Origin of the sequence: Sodalis praecaptivus, assembly GCF_000517425.1 — a bacterium.
Classification (GTDB): domain Bacteria; phylum Pseudomonadota; class Gammaproteobacteria; order Enterobacterales; family Enterobacteriaceae; genus Sodalis_A; species Sodalis_A praecaptivus.
Map to the genome: position 1 here is coordinate 3,049,172 of NZ_CP006569.1, position 19,078 is coordinate 3,068,249.

General features: G+C 59.0%; 12 protein-coding genes. 5 read left to right on the forward strand and 7 right to left on the reverse strand.

Annotated elements, in window-relative coordinates; translation table 11 throughout:
* Positions 1-12: 12 nt before the first annotated feature.
* The gene (gene serC / locus SANT_RS13430; RefSeq protein ID WP_025422807.1) at positions 13-1,098 is read right to left on the reverse strand and encodes a 3-phosphoserine/phosphohydroxythreonine transaminase; all 1,086 of its coding nucleotides are present in this window, start codon (positions 1,096-1,098) and stop codon (positions 13-15) included.
* Between the two features lie 159 nt (positions 1,099-1,257).
* Here serC and ycaO point away from each other — a divergent pair, with 159 nt between their 5' ends.
* The 5 genes from ycaO to SANT_RS13455 all read left to right on the forward strand — a co-directional run bounded on the left by ycaO (position 1,258) and on the right by SANT_RS13455 (position 9,487).
* A complete protein-coding gene (gene ycaO, locus SANT_RS13435; protein WP_025422808.1) occupies positions 1,258-3,024 on the forward strand; it encodes a 30S ribosomal protein S12 methylthiotransferase accessory factor YcaO in 1,767 nt (588 codons plus the stop codon).
* Positions 3,025-3,432: 408 nt separating this feature from the next.
* The gene (gene focA / locus SANT_RS13440) at positions 3,433-4,290 is read left to right on the forward strand and encodes a formate transporter FocA (RefSeq protein ID WP_025422809.1); all 858 of its coding nucleotides are present in this window, start codon (positions 3,433-3,435) and stop codon (positions 4,288-4,290) included.
* 53 nt (positions 4,291-4,343) lie between these two features.
* The gene (pflB, locus tag SANT_RS13445; protein WP_025422810.1) at positions 4,344-6,626 is read left to right on the forward strand and encodes a formate C-acetyltransferase; all 2,283 of its coding nucleotides are present in this window, start codon (positions 4,344-4,346) and stop codon (positions 6,624-6,626) included.
* 171 nt (positions 6,627-6,797) lie between these two features.
* Complete coding sequence (pflA, locus tag SANT_RS13450) at positions 6,798-7,538, forward strand: pyruvate formate lyase 1-activating protein (protein WP_025422811.1); 741 nt, start codon at positions 6,798-6,800, stop codon at positions 7,536-7,538.
* Between the two features lie 191 nt (positions 7,539-7,729).
* The gene (locus tag SANT_RS13455) at positions 7,730-9,487 is read left to right on the forward strand and encodes an ABC transporter ATP-binding protein/permease (RefSeq protein ID WP_025422812.1); all 1,758 of its coding nucleotides are present in this window, start codon (positions 7,730-7,732) and stop codon (positions 9,485-9,487) included.
* Positions 9,488-9,752: 265 nt separating this feature from the next.
* On the opposite strand, the gene SANT_RS13460 is transcribed toward SANT_RS13455, so the two are convergent.
* The 6 genes from SANT_RS13460 to lrp form a co-directional block, all read right to left on the reverse strand.
* On the reverse strand, positions 9,753-10,898 hold the full coding sequence (locus SANT_RS13460) for an MFS transporter (RefSeq protein WP_025422813.1): 1,146 nt from the start codon (positions 10,896-10,898) through the stop codon (positions 9,753-9,755).
* Between the two features lie 171 nt (positions 10,899-11,069).
* Positions 11,070-12,362 (reverse strand): serine--tRNA ligase, encoded by a 1,293-nt coding sequence (gene serS, locus SANT_RS13465; RefSeq protein WP_025422814.1) that lies wholly within the window; start codon positions 12,360-12,362, stop codon positions 11,070-11,072.
* A 120-nt stretch (positions 12,363-12,482) separates the two neighbouring features.
* Positions 12,483-13,826 (reverse strand): replication-associated recombination protein A, encoded by a 1,344-nt coding sequence (locus tag SANT_RS13470; RefSeq protein ID WP_025422815.1) that lies wholly within the window; start codon positions 13,824-13,826, stop codon positions 12,483-12,485.
* Positions 13,827-13,833: 7 nt separating this feature from the next.
* Positions 13,834-14,445: an outer membrane lipoprotein chaperone LolA gene (gene lolA, locus SANT_RS13475; RefSeq protein WP_025422816.1), complete on the reverse strand. Its 612-nt coding sequence runs from the start codon at positions 14,443-14,445 to the stop codon at positions 13,834-13,836.
* A 152-nt stretch (positions 14,446-14,597) separates the two neighbouring features.
* Positions 14,598-18,146, reverse strand: a complete 3,549-nt coding sequence (locus SANT_RS13480) for a DNA translocase FtsK (RefSeq protein WP_025422817.1) — start codon at positions 18,144-18,146, stop codon at positions 14,598-14,600.
* A 124-nt stretch (positions 18,147-18,270) separates the two neighbouring features.
* Positions 18,271-18,765 carry a leucine-responsive transcriptional regulator Lrp gene (lrp, locus tag SANT_RS13485; RefSeq protein WP_025245352.1) on the reverse strand — a complete coding sequence of 165 codons (495 nt, stop codon included), beginning with the start codon at positions 18,763-18,765 and terminating at the stop codon, positions 18,271-18,273.
* Positions 18,766-19,078 lie beyond the last annotated feature (313 nt).

Here is a 19,078-nt window from a genome sequence, read left to right on the forward strand (position 1 = left end):
CAGCGGCGAACGCTACCCGTGGCGGCGGGCAAACCCCAGCATAAAGTCCACCAGCGCCTGCACGCCTGCCAGCGGCATGGCATTGTACAGCGATGCGCGCATGCCGCCCACCACCCGGTGTCCCTTCAGGGCATGCAGGCCGGAGGCCTGGGCCTCCTGCAAGAACAGCGCGTCCAGATTACTGTCCGCCAATTGGAACGGCACATTCATGCGCGAACGGTTGGCCGGCGCGACGCGATTACGATAAAAATCGCTCTCGTCGATGGTGCTGTACAGCAAGGACGCCTTGGCCTGATTGCGTTTATCCATTTCCGCCAGCCCGCCCTGCGCTTTCAGCCATTTGAATACCAGCCCCGAGAGATACCAGGCGAAGGTCGGCGGCGTATTGAACATGGAATCGTTTTCGGCCAGCACGCTGTAATCAAGAATGGACGGCAACGCTTTGCTCGCGCGGCCCAGCAGATCCTCGCGCACGATGACCAGCGTCAGCCCGGCCGGCCCGATGTTTTTCTGCGCGCCGGCGTAGATTACGCCAAAACGGCTGACGTCCAGCGGGTGCGACAAGATCGTGGAGGAGAAATCCGCCACCACCGCCCGATCGCCGAAATCCGGCAATTCATCAATGGCCAGGCCATCAATGGTTTCATTCGGGCAATAATGGACATAGGCGCCATCAGCGGATAAGGCCCAGTCGCGCATCGGTTTAATTGCGCGCAGGCCGTCTATGTCGGTGGTGACATCAATCACCCGCGGGTCGCAATATTTTTGCGCTTCTTTTATCGCGCTGTGCGCCCAATAGCCGCCATCGATATAATCGGCGCTGGCGGCATCCCCCAGCAGATTCATCGGCACCGCGGCGAATTGCGCGCGCGCGCCGCCGTGGCAAAACAGCACCTTATAATTGTCGGGGATCGCCAGCAGCTCGCGCAGGTCTTGTTCTGAGGATTGCGCCACTTCGAGAAATTCTTTACTGCGATGGCTGATTTCCATGACCGATGTGCCCAGGCCATGCCAATTACACAATTCCTGCTCCGCCTTGCGCAACACTTCCGCCGGCAGCATTGCCGGGCCAGAGCTAAAATTAAACACCTGATTCATTTTCCCTCACCACGATTTGCCAGTAATACCGCGAAATAACCTACCATGGTTGTAACACCGCCCACGGCCGGCCGCAACGCCTGATGCTTAAGAGAATACATGGAGCCGGGGGAGAAAACACCGTATTATGGCGGTTTCCGTTGATAATAAGTGACCCTGATGACACAGACCTTTATTCCAGGCAAAGATGCGGCGCTGGAAGACTCCATTGCCCGCTTTCAGGCGCAGCTCGGCGCACTTGGCTTCACTATCGAAGAAGCCTCCTGGCTTAATCCCGTGCCCCATGTCTGGTCGGTGCATATCCGCGATCGCGACTGCCCGCTATGCTTTACCAACGGCAAGGGGGCGACCCGAAAAGCGGCGCTGGCCTCGGCGCTGGGCGAGTATTTTGAACGCCTCTCCACCAACTATTTTTTCGCCGATTTTTATCTTGGCGCAACGGTCGCCGGCGGCGAGTTTGTGCATTATCCCAACGAACGCTGGTTCGCGCTGCCGGCCGACGGCGGGCTGCCGGACGGCATCCTGGACGATCATCTGCGCGCCTTTTACGATCCGGACCAGGAATTGACCGGGCGCGATCTGGTGGATTTGCAGTCCAGCCATAGCGAACGCGGGATTTGCGCCCTGCCCTTCAGCCGCCAGTCCGACGGCGCCACGGTCTACATTCCGATGAACATTGTCGGTAACCTGTATGTTTCCAACGGCATGTCGGCGGGCAATACCGCCAGCGAAGCCCGGGTGCAGGCGCTGTCTGAGGTGTTTGAGCGCTACGTCAAAAACCGCATCATCGCAGAGGCTATCAGTTTACCGGCCATTCCGCAGCCGGTTCTGGCGCGCTATCCCGGCGTGGTGGAAGCCATCGCCACCCTTGAGGGCGAGGGGTTTCCCATTTTTGCCTTCGATGCCTCGCTGGGCGGGCAATTTCCCGTTATCTGCGTCGTGCTGTTCAACCCCGCCAACGGTACCTGTTTCGCCTCTTTTGGCGCCCATCCGGATTTCGGCGTGGCGCTGGAGCGCACGGTAACTGAGCTGCTGCAGGGGCGCGGCCTGAAAGATCTCAACGTCTTCACGCCGCCGACGTTCGATAATGAAGAGGTCGCCGAACAGACCAATTTGGAAACCCACTTTATCGACTCCAGCGGCCTGATTTCTTGGGATATGTTTAAGCAGGAGGCGGATTATGCCTTCGCGGACTGGGATTTCAGCGGCACCACCGCAGAAGAGTTCGCCACGTTGATGGGGATATTCCAAGCGCGCGGAACCGAGGTTTATATCGCCGATTATCAGCATCTGGGGGTTTATGCCTGCCGTATCCTGGTTCCGGGTATGTCTGACATTTATCCGGCGGAAGATTTGTTGCTGGCCAACAATGCCATGGCCATCGATCTGCGCGCCACCCTTTGCCAACTGCCCGCCAGCCGGTGGCCACAGGCGCGCTATCTGGCGCTTATCGAGCAGATTGACGCGCTGGGTCTGGACGATTTCGCCCGGGTGCGGGAACTCCTGGGTCTCGCCACCGGCAGGGATAATGGCTGGTTTACCCTGCGGGTGGGCGAATTGAAAGCCATGCTGGCGTTGGCCGGCGGCGACCATGAACAGGCGCTGCTGTGGACCGAATGGACCCGGGATTTCAACGCGTCGGTGTTTAGCGCGGAGCGGGATAATTATTACCGCTGCCTGCATACGCTGTTGCAATTGAAAAACGAGGGCGGACGCGCGGCGGCATCCTACCAGCACGCCTTTGCCCGCATGTACGGCGCCCAGACGCTCGCCGCCGCCACGGCGGCGCTCGCGGGGGAAAACCCTTTTTACGGCTTGATGCCGCTGGATGAAGACCTGCGTGCGCTGCCGGCGCATCAGGCGCTGTTGGCTGCGTATGAAAAATTGCAGCAGGCTAAGCGCCGCTTTTGGTCGGCGCAGCGGTAGCGGCCGCGGGGCGACGCCGGCGACGGGAGGCGATCTGCGGCCACCCGTCGCCGCCCGTTTTCGTGCGCTGAGTTGACTTAAGCCACGCGACTCTTTTATAGGTGACAGGCTAAGGCCAATTGTTTCAATAAAGTAAAATCCAACAGATAATAAAAGCAAATAACTACAACTGCGCCACAATTTTTATAAATCCAGCGCGATAATTGGTGCAAAAAATGTGATTTTCAACTCATTTTATAAATTTTAAAAATTATTTTTTCGATATTAATCAATAACTTAAACTAGAAACCCGTACTGAATGTGGTGTATTTCCCCCTTCAAGTTTGGCCGCCTATGATCCATGTCAATTTTTGCCCTATACTGACTTGGTAGAATTAACCCGTAAATTAATTCCACGAAAGAGTTAGCATGAAAGCCGACAACCCTTTTGATTTGTTATTACCTCCGGCGGCAGCAAAAGTGGCTGAGGAGGCGGGCGTCTATAAAGCGACGAAACGCCCCAGCACCACCTTTTTCCTGGCGATAACCGCGGGCGTCTTTATTTCCATCGCGTTCGTCTTTTACATTACCGCGACCACCGGCACCGCCGCCGTTCCTTACGGCTTCGCCAAACTTATCGGCGGTTTTTGTTTCTCTCTAGGGTTAATGTTGGTCATCATCAGCGGCGCCGATTTGTTTACCTCGTCGGTACTGATTGTCGTGGCCCGGGCTAGCGGCCGTATTAGTTGGGCGCAGCTGGTGCGTAACTGGATCAATGTTTATATCGGCAACCTGATCGGCGCGCTGTTATTTGTGGCCCTCATCTGGTTTGCGGGTCAGCATATGGTGGCCAACGGCGCCTGGGGTCTGAACGTATTGCAGACCGCCGATCATAAAATGCATCACACCTTTGTCGAGGCGGTCTGCCTCGGCATTCTGGCAAACTTGATGGTTTGCCTGGCGGTCTGGACCAGTTATTCCGGCCGCAGCATGTTCGATAAAATGTTCGCCATGATTATGCCGGTCACGATGTTTGTCGCCAGCGGGTTTGAGCATAGCATCGCCAACATGTTTATGATTCCGATGGGGATCGTTATCAAGAATTTTGCCCCGCCAGCGTTCTGGCAGGCCATAGGGACGGCGCCGGAGCAGTTCGCCAACCTGACGGTCGCCAATTTCATCACCGACAATCTGATTCCGGTCACGATCGGCAACATTATCGGCGGTGGTTTACTGGTAGGGTTAACGTATTGGGTAATTTATCTGCGCGGTGACAACCAGCACTAAGTTGTGCCGCCAAAGCCGGATTGTCGAAATCCACATTAGAAGGTAGGTGTATAATGACCGATCTGAATAACAAACTGTCCACGGCCTGGGAAGGTTTTGCCGCAGGCGACTGGCAGAAAGAAGTCAACGTGCGTGACTTCATCCAAAAAAACTACACTCCCTATGAAGGCGACGAAGCTTTCCTGGCGGGCGCCAGCGCCGCCACGACGTCGCTGTGGGAAAAAGTGATGGAAGGGATCAAAATCGAGAACCGCACCCATGCGCCGGTCGATTTTGATACCGATGTCGCCGCCACCATTACCTCCCATGACGCCGGCTATATCAATAAAAAACTGGAAAAGATCGTCGGCCTGCAAACCGATGCGCCGCTTAAACGCGCCATTATTCCGTTCGGCGGCATCAAAATGGTGGAAAGCTCCTGCAAAGCGTACGATCGCGAGCTGGATCCGGGCCTGAAGAAAATCTTCACCGACTACCGTAAAACCCATAACCAGGGCGTTTTCGATGTTTACACCCCCGATATCCTGCGCTGTCGCAAAGCGGGCGTGCTGACCGGTCTGCCCGACGCTTACGGCCGTGGCCGCATCATCGGCGATTACCGTCGTGTTGCCCTGTACGGTATCGACTATCTGATGAAAGATAAATTCGCCCAGTTCCAGTCGCTGCAAACCAAACTGGAAAACGGCGAAGATCTGGAACAGACCATCCGCCTGCGCGAAGAAATCGCCGACCAGCACCGCGCACTGGCTCAGATTAAAGAGATGGCCGCCAAATACGGCTGCGATATCTCAGGGCCGGCCACCACCGCGCAGGAAGCCGTGCAGTGGACTTACTTCGGTTATCTGGCCGCCGTGAAATCCCAAAACGGCGCCGCGATGTCCTTCGGCCGCGTGTCAACCTTCCTGGACGTGTTCATCGAACGCGATCTGAAGGCCGGCAAATTGACCGAAGACCAGGCTCAGGAACTCATCGACCATCTGGTCATGAAACTGCGTATGGTGCGCTTCCTGCGTACGCCGGAATACGACGAACTGTTCTCGGGCGACCCGATCTGGGCAACCGAATCCCTCGGCGGTATGGGCGTCGATGGTCGTACCCTGGTAACCAAAAACAGTTTCCGTTTCCTGAATACCCTCTACACCATGGGTCCGTCGCCGGAACCGAATATGACCATCCTGTGGTCGGAAAAACTTCCGATGAACTTCAAGAAGTTCACCGCGAAAGTGTCCATCGACACCTCGTCCGTGCAGTATGAAAACGATGACCTGATGCGTCCGGACTTCAACAACGACGACTACGCTATCGCCTGCTGTGTCAGCCCGATGGTGGTCGGCAAACAAATGCAGTTCTTCGGCGCTCGCGCCAACCTGGCGAAAACCATGCTGTACGCTATCAATGGCGGCGTGGATGAAAAACTGAAAATGCAGGTCGGTCCGAAATGGGAACCGCTGGCGGATGAAGTACTGGATTATGATCGCGTGCTGGAACGTACCGACCATTTCATGGACTGGTTGGCCAAACAGTATGTCACCGCGCTGAATATCATCCATTACATGCATGACAAATACAGCTACGAAGCCTCGCTGATGGCGCTGCACGACCGTGATGTCTATCGCACCATGGCCTGCGGCATCGCCGGTCTGTCCATCGCCGCCGACTCGCTGTCCGCTATTAAATATGCCAAAGTCACCCCTATCCGCGACGAAGACGGCCTGGCTATCGACTTCAACATTGAAGGCGAATACCCGCAGTTTGGTAATAACGACCCGCGCGTCGACGACATCGCCTGCGACCTGGTTGAACGCTTCATGAAGAAAATCCAGAAGCTGACCACCTACCGCGGCGCGGTCCCGACCCAGTCGATTCTGACCATTACCTCCAACGTGGTGTACGGTAAGAAAACCGGTAATACCCCGGACGGCCGGCGCGCCGGCGCGCCGTTTGGACCGGGTGCCAACCCGATGCATGGCCGTGACCAGAAAGGCGCCGTCGCCTCGCTGACCTCGGTGGCTAAACTGCCGTTCGCCTATGCGAAGGACGGGATTTCCTACACCTTCTCTATCGTGCCGAAGGCGCTGGGTAAAGACGACGACGTACGTAAGGCCAACCTGGCGGGTCTGATGGATGGTTATTTCCATCATGAAGCCGGCGTTGAAGGCGGTCAGCATCTGAACGTCAACGTGATGAACCGGGAAATGCTGGTGAAAGCCATGGAACATCCGGAAGATTACCCGAACCTGACCATTCGCGTGTCCGGTTATGCGGTACGCTTCAACTCGCTGACCAAAGAGCAGCAGAAGGACGTCATCACCCGTACCTTCACTGAATCAATGTAATTTCCCACACCGTCTTAAAGGGCGTAAAATAAAGGCTCCACGAAAGTGGGGCCTTTTTACTCGGCGCGGCGCGCCCAATGGAACAGCGCGTTTTGTCTGACGGCTATACTTACCGTAAGCAGGCTTTCAGCCAAAACTTATTATTCCATTATCAATGGAGAACTCCCTGCCATGTCTGTTACTGGTCGTATCCATTCCTTTGAATCCTGCGGTACCGTCGATGGCCCCGGCATTCGTTTTATCATTTTTTTCCAGGGCTGCCTGATGCGCTGTCTGTATTGCCACAATCGCGATACCTGGGATACCCACGGCGGGCGAGAGATCACCGTTGAGGAGATCATGCGCGAGGTGATCACCTATCGCCATTTCATGAACGCGTCCGGCGGCGGCGTTACCGCGTCCGGCGGCGAAGCGATTTTGCAGGCGGAGTTCGTGCGCGACTGGTTCCGCGCCTGCCATGCCGAGGGCATCAACACCTGTCTGGATACCAACGGTTTTGTTCGGCGCTACGATCCTGTGATTGACGAGCTGCTGGAGGTCACCGATTTGGTGATGCTGGATATCAAAGAGATGAATGACGATATCCACCAGAATCTGGTCGGGGTGTCCAATCACCGTACCCTGGATTTCGCCCGCTATCTGGCCAAGATCAACAAGCGTACCTGGCTGCGTTATGTGGTGGTGCCGGGCTGGTCGGACGACGATAAATCGGTCCATATGCTTGGCGAGTTTACCCAGCATATGAGCAATATCGAGAAAATCGAGCTGCTGCCTTACCACGAACTGGGCAAGCATAAATGGATCGCCATGGGCGAGGAGTACAAGCTGGAAGGCGTTAAACCGCCCACTACCGAAACCATGAATCGCGTACGCGATATTTTGGCGGGCTATGGCCACAAGGTGATGTACTAAGGCGAGCGCGCCGAGCGGCAGCCCGCCGTGGGCGGGCCGCGACCTGTCGCCCCCCCCCCCGTGACGCGCTCTGGCGTTTCGCCAGCCCCGGTGTATTACATGTTTACTTACTAATCCTGCAAATTTATGAACAAGGCATAATGTCTAATGTCGTATCATATTTGTTTGAACAATAAATGTGATTAGAGGTTATGAAAGCAAACCACATTAAAGCAGCCCGCTGGCGGGACATTTGGCGGCTCATTGCGCCGTATTGGCGTTCAGAAGAAAAATGGCGAGCCTGGGGCCTGTTGGCCGTCATTATCATTCTGTCTTTGGCTATCGTTTATTTAAGCGTGTTATTCAACCAGTGGAACCGGGTGTTTTATGACGCGCTGCAAACGAAAAACTTCCCGGTGTTTAAAAGCCAACTGTTCAAATTCACCTGGCTGGCGCTGCTGTATATCCTGCTTTCCATCTATAAGATCTATCTCACTCAAGGGTTGCAGATGCACTGGCGCCGCTGGATGACTCGGCAGTACATGGAAAAATGGTTGTCTCATCACGTTTACTATCATACGGAACAGCAGCAAACGGTGGATAACCCCGATCAGCGTATCGCCGAAGACTTGAACGCCTTGACCAACGGCACCCTTTCGCTGACCCTCGGCCTGCTGTCCAGTGTGGTCACTTTCGTCACCTTTATTTCAATTCTTTGGTCGGTAAGCGGCCCGCTGAGTTTTGTGTTCAGCGGCCATCACGTGACCATCCCGGGCTATATGGTCTGGTTTGCCATTTTGTACGCCGGCGTCGGTTCCCTTATTATTTGGAAAGTGGGCCGCCCTCTGGTGAGCTTGGGCTTTATGCAGGAGAAGTTTGAGGCAAATTTCCGTTTCGGGCTGATCCGCATTCGCGAAAACAACGATGCCATTGCGCTTTATCAAGGTGAACCGCGCGAGGCGACACAGCTGGACGACCGCTTTGAGTCGATCAAGGATAACTGGTGGTCCATCATGCGCGTCGGTCGCCGGCTGAACGTCGCCAGCAACTTCTATGGGCAGTTTGCCATTATTTTTCCCATCCTGGTGGCCGCCCCGCGCTACTTCTCCGGCGCTATCCAGCTCGGTACGCTGATGCAGATTAACTCCGCCTTCGGCCAGATTCAGGGCTCGCTGTCCTGGTTTATCGATGCCTTTACCCAATTGGCTAATTGGAAAGCCTGCATCAACCGTTTGGCGGGTTTTAACGCCGCGGTAGACCGCCATAGCAGCCAAAATACGCCTATCGAACGTGCGCGAGACCCGCTTCAAGCGCTATCTTTGCGGGCGTTAACGCTCAACGTTCCCGACGGCCGTGCCCTTTTTGCGCCGGTCACCGCGTCCATTGCTCCCGGCGAGCGGGTGCTGGTGGCCGGGCCGTCCGGCTGTGGTAAATCCACGCTGCTGCGGGCCATTGCCGGCATTTGGCCCTATGGCAGCGGCGGCATTTCTCTGCAAGAGGATCGTAAGCTGCTGTTTTTACCGCAGCGCAGTTATATTCCCATCGGCACACTGAAAGGCGCGCTGTGCTACCCCGATGCGCCGGATCACTTTACCGAAGCGCAAATGCATGAAGTGTTGGTACAGTGTCGCCTCAAACATCTGCTGCCGCGCCTCAATCACGAGGCCAATTGGAGCCACTGGCTTTCGCCCGGTGAACAGCAGCGGCTGGCGTTCGCCCGCGCCCTTCTGATAAAGCCGGAGATTCTGTTTTTAGATGAAGCGACCAGCGCGCTGGACGATGAGAATGAGCAGCTTATGTATCGTCTGCTGATTGACACCTTGCCGCACATTACGCTGGTTAGCGTGGCGCATCGCAATAGCGTCGCGCGTTATCACACCCGCTGCTGGCGCTTCACGCGTCACGATGATGACGAGCAGGCGCAAATGCAACCGAGCGCGCTGCCGCAAACGCTGGCGGAAAACGTTTAGTACCAGGGCGCGGTGCCGCCCCCCTCAACCGCGCAACGGCGAGTCAGACCGCGCTGGCGGCAAAAGCCGACGGCAGGACCGCCGCCGCGGCGTAAGCCAGCCGGCGCCAGAGCGGACTCGGAGGCGGCAGGCCTGGCCGTTTCTGGTGCGAGAAAAGCGCGTCGGCGGCGAATCGGTACGCAGGGCAAAAGCGTGCCGGCGCCGGGAGCAGACGCGCTCACGCCGGCTAAGTCATTGGCAGGATGCCCCTCAGCCGGCGTCGCTCTCAGGCGGTGGCCACCGGCGTATGGTGGCGATCCGGTTTGCGCAGCAGCATCACCAGATACACCAGCGCCACCGCCGCAATCATGACAAACAGCAGATGATCCGAATAACGCTGCATCAGCATGGCGGTCATCGACGGACCGAACAGGCTGCCGAGGGTATAGCTGAGCAATAGCGCCTGGTTCATGGCGACCAGTTCATCCGGGCTGACCTTTTCGCAGGCCCAGGACATCGCCACCGGATAAAGAGTAAAACCGGAGCAGCCAAGCACAAACAGCGCCGGCGCCATCGCGGCATGACTCAACATCGCCAGACTGCCGAGGATAACCATAAACACCAGCACCCGCAGCACCATCAAACGACCGTAGCGGTCCGCCAGGCGCCCGACCGGCCATTGGCCAAGGATACCGGCGCTGACCAGCAGCGCCATCCAATAGCCGACGTGACCATCGCTCAGGCCGAGGTGGGACAGATAAAGCGGCATCAGGCCGTACAGCGAGCCGAGCACGATGCCCGAAATGATACAGCCGTTGACACCCAGCCTGGCGTTGCGGCGCAGCAGCATCGGCCAGAGCGCGACCCGCGGCGCACTCGCGCTGGGAGGCGCCAGTGGGGCGAACCACAAGGGGAGCATCGCGCTCACCATCAGGCTGACCGCCCACGGCAGTACCGCCGTCAGCGCGGTGGCGACGCCGCTTAGCAGCAACTGCCCGACGACGGTGCCCAAATAATAAATCATCATATAGGCCGCCAATAGCTGGCCGCGGCTATGAACGGTACCGCTGCGCATCAGCGCGCTTTCCACCACCACCCAAATCAGCGCGCAGGCAACGCCGGCCAGGAACCGCAGCAGCAACCAGCTAGGGAACCCATCCGCCAGCCCCAACGCCGCGGTGGCCAGCGCGAACAGCAAACAGGCCATATGATAACTGCGGGTGAAGCCGAACCGTTTAATCAGCACCCCGGCGAGCAAGGTACCGGCCAAATTACCGGTAAAATAGGACGAACTGACCAGGCCGACCTGCCAGGTGGGCAGCGAGGCGTGGCTGAGCCAGAGCGGCACCAGCGTGTTCAGCACGGCAATGGAAATCGTCAATAACAAGAGGCCCGCGAGCAGTAAGAGCACCGGGCGAGAATAGGCGGACATGGTATGGGAAACGCAGCCTCAGAGAAGAGATTGCGCGCATCATGCCACTACGGCATAAAAAGTCAATCGGCCAAAATCTGTCGCCGCATTTTTTGCGCAACAACAGGAAACAGGCCTGATGGTGCGCAAAAAAAAACGCGCCTCGGCGGGCGCGTTGCGATCGTCGGACCCTTAACCGATATGGGTCAGCCCGTTCATGTAGGGCCGTAGCACCGCCGGTATTTCAATGCGGCCATCGGCCAGTTGATGGTTTTCCAGCACCGCCACCAGCGTGCGGCCAACCGCCAAGCCAGATCCGTTCAGCGTATGCACCAGCTGCGGCTTTTTGTCGGTCCGGCTGCGGTAACGCGCCTGCATACGGCGCGCCTGGAAGTCCCCGATGTTGGAGCACGAGGAGATTTCGCGGTAGGTATTCTGCGCCGGCAGCCAGACTTCCAGATCGTAGGTTTTACAGGACGCGAAACCCATATCGCCGGTACACAGCAGCACTTTGCGGTACGGCAGTTGCAGCAGTTGCAGCACCTTTTCGGCATGGCCGGTCATCTCTTCCAGCGCTTGCATCGACTGCGCCGGTTTGACCACCTGCACCATTTCCACTTTGTCGAACTGATGCATACGGATAAGCCCGCGGGTATCGCGCCCGTAAGAGCCGGCCTCGGAGCGGAAGCACGGCGTATGGGCGGTCATTTTCAGCGGTAGCGCGTCTTCCTCGATGATCTCGTCGCGCATCAGGTTGGTCAGCGGCACCTCCGCGGTCGGGATCAGCGCATAGGCGCTGGTTTCCGCTTCTTCGCTGAGCGGCTGGGTATGAAACAAATCCTCGGCAAACTTCGGCAGTTGGCCGGTGCCGTACAGCGAGGCGTGATTGACCAGATAGGGCAGATAGTGCTCCAGATAGCCGTGCTGCTCGGTGTGCAGGTCCAACATGAACTGCGCCAGCGCCCGGTGCAGGCGGGCGATTTGGCCGCGCATCACCACAAAGCGCGCGCCGGTCAGCTTCACCGCCGCGGCAAAATCGAGCCCGCCCGCCATTTCACCCAGCTCCACGTGGTCGCGGATGGGGAAATCGTACTGGCGCGGTTCGCCCCAGCGCGACACTTCCCGATTGTCATTTTCATCACGGCCGTCGGGCACCTCGTCGGCGGGGATATTGGGCAGCGACAGCGCGTAATCGCGGATCGCACCCTGCAGGGCGTCCAGTTCCGTCTTGGCGGCGCTCAAGCGCTCACCCAGCTGATTGACCTCCTGGCGCAGTGGCTCGATATCTTCCCCGCGCGATTTCGCGGCGCCGATGGCCTTGGAGCGGGCATTGCGTTCAGCCTGCAGATTTTCGGTTTCCACCTGGAGCACTTTGCGGCGCTCCTCCTGCTGGCGCAAGGTCGCCACATCCAGTTTGAATTTCCTGCGAGCCAATTTTTCGGCGACTGCGTCGAGCTCGTTACGCAGTAGATTGGGATCGAGCATGCTAGTCCTGTGCTTATGATTATCTGATGTACGTTGACGATGTAAGTCTATGGCCGCGCGGCGCCCAGGGCGGGGCCGCGTCATGAATTCAGCACTGCTAACCTTACCGCAACGGTGGGGTTATCGGTAGCGTTTTGTCGGGCTATTTTGATCCAGCGCGCCCAGCCAGGCGAGCTTTTCAGCGATTTTGCCCTCCAGCCCGCGTGAGCTGGGCTGATAGTAACGGGTATGCGCCATCTCGGGCGGGAAATAGTCCTCGCCGGCGGCGTAGGCGTTGGGTTCATCGTGAGCGTAGCGGTATTCGGCCCCCATTCCCATCTCCTTCATCAACCGGGTCGGGGCATTGCGCAGATGCGCCGGCACATCGTAATCCGCTTTCTCGCGCGCATCGCGCATCGCCGCTTTGAAAGCGGTGTAGACCGCATTACTTTTTGGCGCGCAGGCCAGATAAACAATCGCCTGGGCAATGGCTCGCTCCCCCTCCGCGGGCCCCACGCGGGTAAAACAGTCCCAGGCGGCGATGGCGACCTGCATGCCGCGCGGATCGGCGTTGCCCACATCTTCCGAGGCGATAGCCAGCAGACGGCGCGCGACATACAGCGGATCGCCGCCGGCGGTGATTATGCGCGCGTACCAATACAGCGCCGCATCGGGGGCGGATCCGCGCACCGATTTATGCAGCGCCGAAATCAGATCGTAATAGCGATCCCCTTTGTTATCAAAGCGCGCGTTGCGCTCGCCGGCTATCTCGTTTAACAGCGCGGGAGTAAGCACCCGTTGGCCCTCGGCGTCGGTTTCCGCCATGTCCGCCATCATCTCCAGGCTGTTGAGCGCCCGACGCGCGTCGCCGTTCACCCACGCCGCCAGCAGGCGGCGGGTTTCCGGTTGCAGCACGATATTCTGGCCGCCGTAGCCGCGCGCGTTGTCCTGCATGGCCTGATCGAGCACCAGGCCGATGTCGTCGGCCGTCAGGCCTTTCAGCAGATAGACCTTGGCGCGGGAAAGCAGCGCCGAATTCAGCTCAAAGGAGGGGTTTTCGGTGGTAGCGCCGATGAAGGTGATGGTGCCCTCTTCAATATGCGGCAAAAAGGCGTCCTGCTGGCCTTTATTAAAACGATGCACCTCATCGACAAACAGGATGGTGCGTCGCCCGGCATCGCGATTGCGCCGCGCCCGTTCGATGGCCTCGCGGATCTCCTTGATACCGGAGGTCACCGCCGACAGGCGCTCCACGTCGGCCTGGCCATAGCGGGCAATAAGTTCCGCCAGGGTCGTTTTGCCGGTCCCCGGCGGTCCCCACAAAATCATCGAATGGAGCTGGCCGTTTTTGATCGCCCGCGGCAGCGGTTTGTCCGCCGCCAGCAGATGGCTCTGACCGATATACTCCTCAAGCGTCGACGGGCGCATGCGCGCCGCCAGCGGTTGGAATGCGTTTTGGGAAAAGTCCAGGGACAGGTTACCCATAGTTACCTCACTGGCGCTGGTCGTCCAGCGTCACGCCTTTCGGCAACGTAAAGTGGAATTTGGCCTCCTCCACCGGGCCGTTCTTTTGGCTTTTCAGCTCATAAGCACTGCGCTGGCCATCCTGCTCCACGGCGGTGAAACCTTCAATAGTACCGTTGGCGGTCACTTTAATCGTAAACTGCTTCAGATTACCGTTATCGGACTTCGGCACCAGCGAGAAACTGTCGCCCTGCTGCTTCACGTTGTACTGACGCCAGTCGGCGGCGCTGTTGCGGGTTATCAGCATGAACGGCGTATTGCCGGTGGCGTTTTTCAGCCAGTTGGCGGTCGCTTGTTCAACGAAAGGATTATAGAACCACAGGGTTTTGCCGTCGGAGACCAGCACGCTTTCATCCGGCGCGGTCATATGCCAATTGAACAGATTCGGCCGTTTCACCCACAGTTCCCCTTCACCTTCCTGGACCGCGCCGCCTTCGGCGCCGGTCACCCGCTGGGTAAAGCTGGCGTGGAAACTATTGACCTGATTCAGGCGGCTTTGCAGCGCGTCGGCATCGTCGGCAAAAGCCGGGGCCGCCAGCACGGCGGCAAACAGACAAGCGGTCATCAACCGTTTTTTCATTATGGGCATTCCTTGAAAGAGTGAACCCGCGCGCTCCCTTTCGAGGCGCGGCGACAGCGTTAACTTTATCGGAAGACGGGCGGGACGCCATAGGAATATCCTCTGAAACGTCCCGGTTTACGCATCTTTGCACGCGCGCTCCGGCGTGGGGCCTACTCCTGCGACGGCGGGGACAGCACTTCGCGGTTGCCGTTGTGCCCGGGCGAGCTGACAATGCCCTGCAATTCCATTTGCTCAACGATGCGCGCGGCGCGGTTGTAGCCGATGCGGAACTGGCGCTGCACGCCGGAAATCGACGCCCGGCGTTTGTCGATAACGAAAGCCACCGCCTGGTCGAACAGCGGATCCAGCTCTTCGTCGCCGTCCAGACCGCCGCCACCGCCCTCGCCCTCATCGCCGGCGCTGGTGATGCTGTCGATATATTGCGGCCGTCCGCGGGCTTTCCAGTCGTTGACCACCGCATGCACCTCTTCATCGCGGACAAAGGCGCCATGGACGCGCACCGGCAGCGAGGAGTTGGGAGCCAGGTAGAGCATATCCCCCATACCCAGCAGCGACTCCGCGCCGGTCTGGTCGAGAATGGTGCGGGAATCGATTTTGCTTGAAACGGTAAAGGCAATGCGCGTCGGGATGTTGGCCTTGATAAGACCGGTGATAACGTCCACCGACGGCCGCTGCGTCGCCAGTACCAGATGAATACCGGCGGCGCGCGCCTTCTGCGCCAGGCGAGCAATCAGCTCTTCCACTTTCTTGCCGACCGCCATCATCAGATCGGCGAATTCATCCACCATCACCACGATATAAGGCAGCTTCTCCAGCACCGGCGGCGTTTCCGCCATGCCGTCGCCCGGTTTCCAGAAGGGATCCGGCACCGGCCTGCCCATGCCGTCCGCCTGTTCAATACGCTCATTGTAGCCCGCCAGATTGCGCACCCCGAGGGCCGACATCAGCTTATAGCGCCGTTCCATTTCGCCCACGCACCAGCGCAGCGCGTTGGCGGCGTCCTTCATATCGGTAACCACTTCGGTCAGCAAATGGGGGATGCCTTCATACACCGACAGCTCCAGCATTTTCGGGTCGATCATGATAAAGCGCACCTCTTTTGGCGTCGCTTTATACAGGATGCTGAGGATCATGGCATTGACCCCCACCGATTTCCCGGAGCCGGTGGTTCCCGCCACCAGCAGATGCGGCATTTTGCCCAGATCGGCAATCACCGGCTGACCACCAATGTCCTTACCGAGCACCAGCGCCAGCGGCGAGGCGGTGTCGCGGAATTTCTCGCAATCCAACACTTCGCGCAGATAGACCGTTTGACGCCGTTTGTTGGGCAACTCCAGGCCGACGTAGGGTTTACCGGGGATCACTTCCACCACCCGCACCGCCATCGCCGACAGCGACCGCGCCAGATCGCGCGACAGATTGGAGATGCGCGCCGCTTTCACCCCGGGGGCCAGATCCAGCTCGAAACGGGTAATGACCGGCCCCGGCGATATGCCCACGACTTCCGCCTTGACGCGATAATCAGCCAGCCGGGCTTCCACCAGACGCGCCGTCTGCTCAAGTGCGAACATGTCCACCGGCTCTTCCTCACGCGGCGGCGGCGTGAGAAGATCCATGGTCGGCAGCGGCGTGGACGGTTTTTGCCGCGGCTGCTCCTGACGCATCAGGAACGGATGAATCAGGCTATCCATGGCCGGCGTCTGCGGCGCGGGCTGGCCGAAGGGGTTGTCCTGCGGCGGCGCGTCATCGTCGTGCCAGGGGGCATCGTCGTCCGGCCAGCTATCGTCATCGCTCGGATAAGCGGCGGATTGCCCGCGTTCATCGTGGCGGGACGGCGTAAACCGCGCGTCCGGCGCCGCGAAACCCGCCTCATGGCGGCGATCCATACCGGCCGCTTCACGGCCGCGATTATCATCGCCCGCCGACGCAAACCCTGACTCAGGGCCGCGGTCGTTGCCGGGCGCAAACTTCACCTCATGGCGGCGGTCATTGCCGGGCGCCGTCGATAGCGGCGAGGCGCCGCCGTCAAGATCACTGTCGTGCCCCGCCGGGGCGGCGCCGGGATAGCGCTGCCTCTGCTGTTGGGCAAAATCTTCCGCCAGACGCTGCTGCTCATCCCAGGCCGCGGCTTCGTCCGGGGAGGCGAACGCCGGTTTCGACGCGCCGTCGGCTGATGGCGCGTCGGAGTACTGCGCCACCGTCTGGCGATCGTCGACGTCGGCAGCCGGCGCGTCCCCCGCCTGAGGTGCTTCTTGCCGTTCCTCCAGCGCGGGTCGCTGCTGAGAGGGGATCTTGATCCCGTACGAGGCGAGTTCGCGTCGCGTCGGGATGCGCACCGGTTTCGGGCGCGGCAGTTCCGGGCCGATGCCCTGTTTTACCTGCGGATTGTAATCGTTGCCGCTGGCGGAAAAAGCCGGCATGAAGGTCAGCGGCGTGCCGCTTTGCCCCGCGGCGGCGGCGCCGGCCGCCAGCGCACCGCTGTTTTGCTGGGCTACGGTGAAATCATAAGGGGTATGGGGCGCATCCAGATCCCGTTGCCAGTCGCCCAGACGCGGCCCGTCGTCCTCCGCGGCCAAAGCGTGCGAATCGGCCGGCGTGCCGGGCAATTCAAAACGGTAATGCGGCACCTGGTCGGCCTGCGTCGGCGGCAGGGCGGAGGATGGCGCCTGTTCGGCCCAGGCGCCCTGCGCGGGATAATCCATGCGTGCACCGTCGGCACCGACCTGACCCGTCGCGCCGGCGGCCGGCGACATGGCGCTCGCCCCCAACGCGCCGGACAAGGCCTGGGGAGCGACGCTGCCGGCGCTGGGGGGCGTCGACAGCGGGTCATCGCTGGGCGGCTCAACCTGCGGATAAGCAGCGACGGCCGGCCCGGCCAGACCGTGGCCGCTCTGCGCCGCCTCGCTCCGGCGCGCCGCGATCGCCGCGGCCGATGGCCGCAGCAGCGGATCCGGGTTTACTTCCTGCGCCGCGTACGGACGCAGCAGCGGGTCGTCGTCGTCGCCGAAGTGGCGCGCATCATCCTCATCATCGTGCGCGGCGCGGGAGCGGCGGCCGCCGTCATCCTCTTCATCATCGCGCCGGCTGCGGTTGGAGACAAACGTCAGACAGCCCAGCACCACCGCACCGATTTTTTCGGCGATGGTCAGCCACGACCAGCCGGTGAACAGAGTAAGCCCCGACGCCCAGACGCACAGCAGCGCGAGGGTGGCGCCGATACCGTTGAACCACGGCAGAATCGCGTTGCTCAGCAGGCTGCCGATAACGCCGCCGGAGGCGAAATAGTAGAGATCGTCGACGTTAAGCGCGGCCAGGCCGCAGGAGGTGAGCAGCAGCGCCAGGCTGCCGATAAGCCGCAGCGACAGGCCGAATAAATCCACATAGTCACGCCTGTCGCGCTGGGCGAAAGCGCTCCAGCAGAAAAACAGCATGATAGGCGGCAGCGCATAGGCCAACACGCCGAAGGTGAAAAACAGGGTATCGGCAAACCACGACCCTACCCCGCCGCCCAGATTGTGTATCGGGCCATGCCAGGCGGTCTGCGACCAGCTCGGATCGGAGGGGCTGAAGCTGACCAGCGCCACCATCAAATAAAACGCAAAAATACCCACAACAACCAGCACAGCCTCCAGTAGCCGGCGGCCGCTGCTGAGTTTTTTGAGGGCGATGTCTTTATCTTCTGTATATTCCTGGCTCAAGAAAGGCTCTCCAGGTTCCTGTTAACCGATATAATAACAGCGCCGAGGTGCTGTCCGGCGCTGGGACTGTATGAATTCACAGGAGTGTAACCAAAACAAACCGTATTTGCACCTGGAATGCTCCTTAACGCGTCTTTATGACCAGACGATTACTCTGTTTCACTTCTTCCATGACCACATAGGTCCGGGTGTCGTTCACGCCGGGCAGGCGCAGCAGCGTCTCGCCGAGCAGTTTACGATAGGCGGACATATCCGGCACGCGCGTTTTCAACAAATAGTCGAAATCGCCTGAAACCAGATGGCACTCCTGAATTTCTTCCAGCTTCTGCACCGCGGCGTTGAATTGCTCGAACACATCCGGCGCGCCGCGGTTGAGGGTAATCTCAACAAACACCAGTAACGACGCATCCAGATAGTGCGGGTTCAACAGCGCGGTATATCCCTGGATGAAACCCTGGCGCTCCAGGCGGCGCACGCGTTCCAGACAGGGGGTGGGCGATAAGCCGACCCGCTTCGATAACTCGACATTGGAAATCCGTCCGTCTTTTTGCAGCTCGTTCAGGATATTGCGGTCGATACGATCGAGATCTTTCCCCGGGCGCTTTTTATTGTCTACCATCATTAGTGTCTCTCTCAATTCCTTCCCTGTACTTGCCATACCCTTACTTACTTCATTGTGTCAGGGGTTGTCTAAAGACCTATTATCGGTTTTTTTTAAGGTCAACCTTTTCTGGAACCATTTAGAACCTGTCTGTCAACATACTAAACGGCATCAGGGAGCGCGTGACGCGCCTTAACGGCTTAACGCGCGCGGCAGCGCAAACCCACCGTGCTGCCCAGCACGGGCGGCCAGCCTCGGCCTGTTTATTTGCCCGTCTAGATGTTTTCGCAAAAGCGCAGCCGATTGTCAAAGTAAAACGTTAAAAATCAGA

What these genes read in the sequence shown, in the direction of transcription:
- pflB (WP_025422810.1), top strand. Translation starts at nt 4,344, where the DNA reads ATGACCGATCTGAATAACAAACTGTCCACGGCCTGGGAAGGTTTTGCC.
- SANT_RS13455 (WP_025422812.1), top strand. Translation starts at nt 7,730, where the DNA reads ATGAAAGCAAACCACATTAAAGCAGCCCGCTGGCGGGACATTTGGCGG.
- lolA (WP_025422816.1), bottom strand. Translation starts at nt 14,445, where the DNA reads ATGAAAAAACGGTTGATGACCGCTTGTCTGTTTGCCGCCGTGCTGGCG.
- pflA (WP_025422811.1), top strand. Translation starts at nt 6,798, where the DNA reads ATGTCTGTTACTGGTCGTATCCATTCCTTTGAATCCTGCGGTACCGTC.
- SANT_RS13470 (WP_025422815.1), bottom strand. Translation starts at nt 13,826, where the DNA reads ATGGGTAACCTGTCCCTGGACTTTTCCCAAAACGCATTCCAACCGCTG.
- focA (WP_025422809.1), top strand. Translation starts at nt 3,433, where the DNA reads ATGAAAGCCGACAACCCTTTTGATTTGTTATTACCTCCGGCGGCAGCA.
- serS (WP_025422814.1), bottom strand. Translation starts at nt 12,362, where the DNA reads ATGCTCGATCCCAATCTACTGCGTAACGAGCTCGACGCAGTCGCCGAA.
- lrp (WP_025245352.1), bottom strand. Translation starts at nt 18,765, where the DNA reads ATGGTAGACAATAAAAAGCGCCCGGGGAAAGATCTCGATCGTATCGAC.
- serC (WP_025422807.1), bottom strand. Translation starts at nt 1,098, where the DNA reads ATGAATCAGGTGTTTAATTTTAGCTCTGGCCCGGCAATGCTGCCGGCG.
- SANT_RS13460 (WP_025422813.1), bottom strand. Translation starts at nt 10,898, where the DNA reads ATGTCCGCCTATTCTCGCCCGGTGCTCTTACTGCTCGCGGGCCTCTTG.
- ycaO (WP_025422808.1), top strand. Translation starts at nt 1,258, where the DNA reads ATGACACAGACCTTTATTCCAGGCAAAGATGCGGCGCTGGAAGACTCC.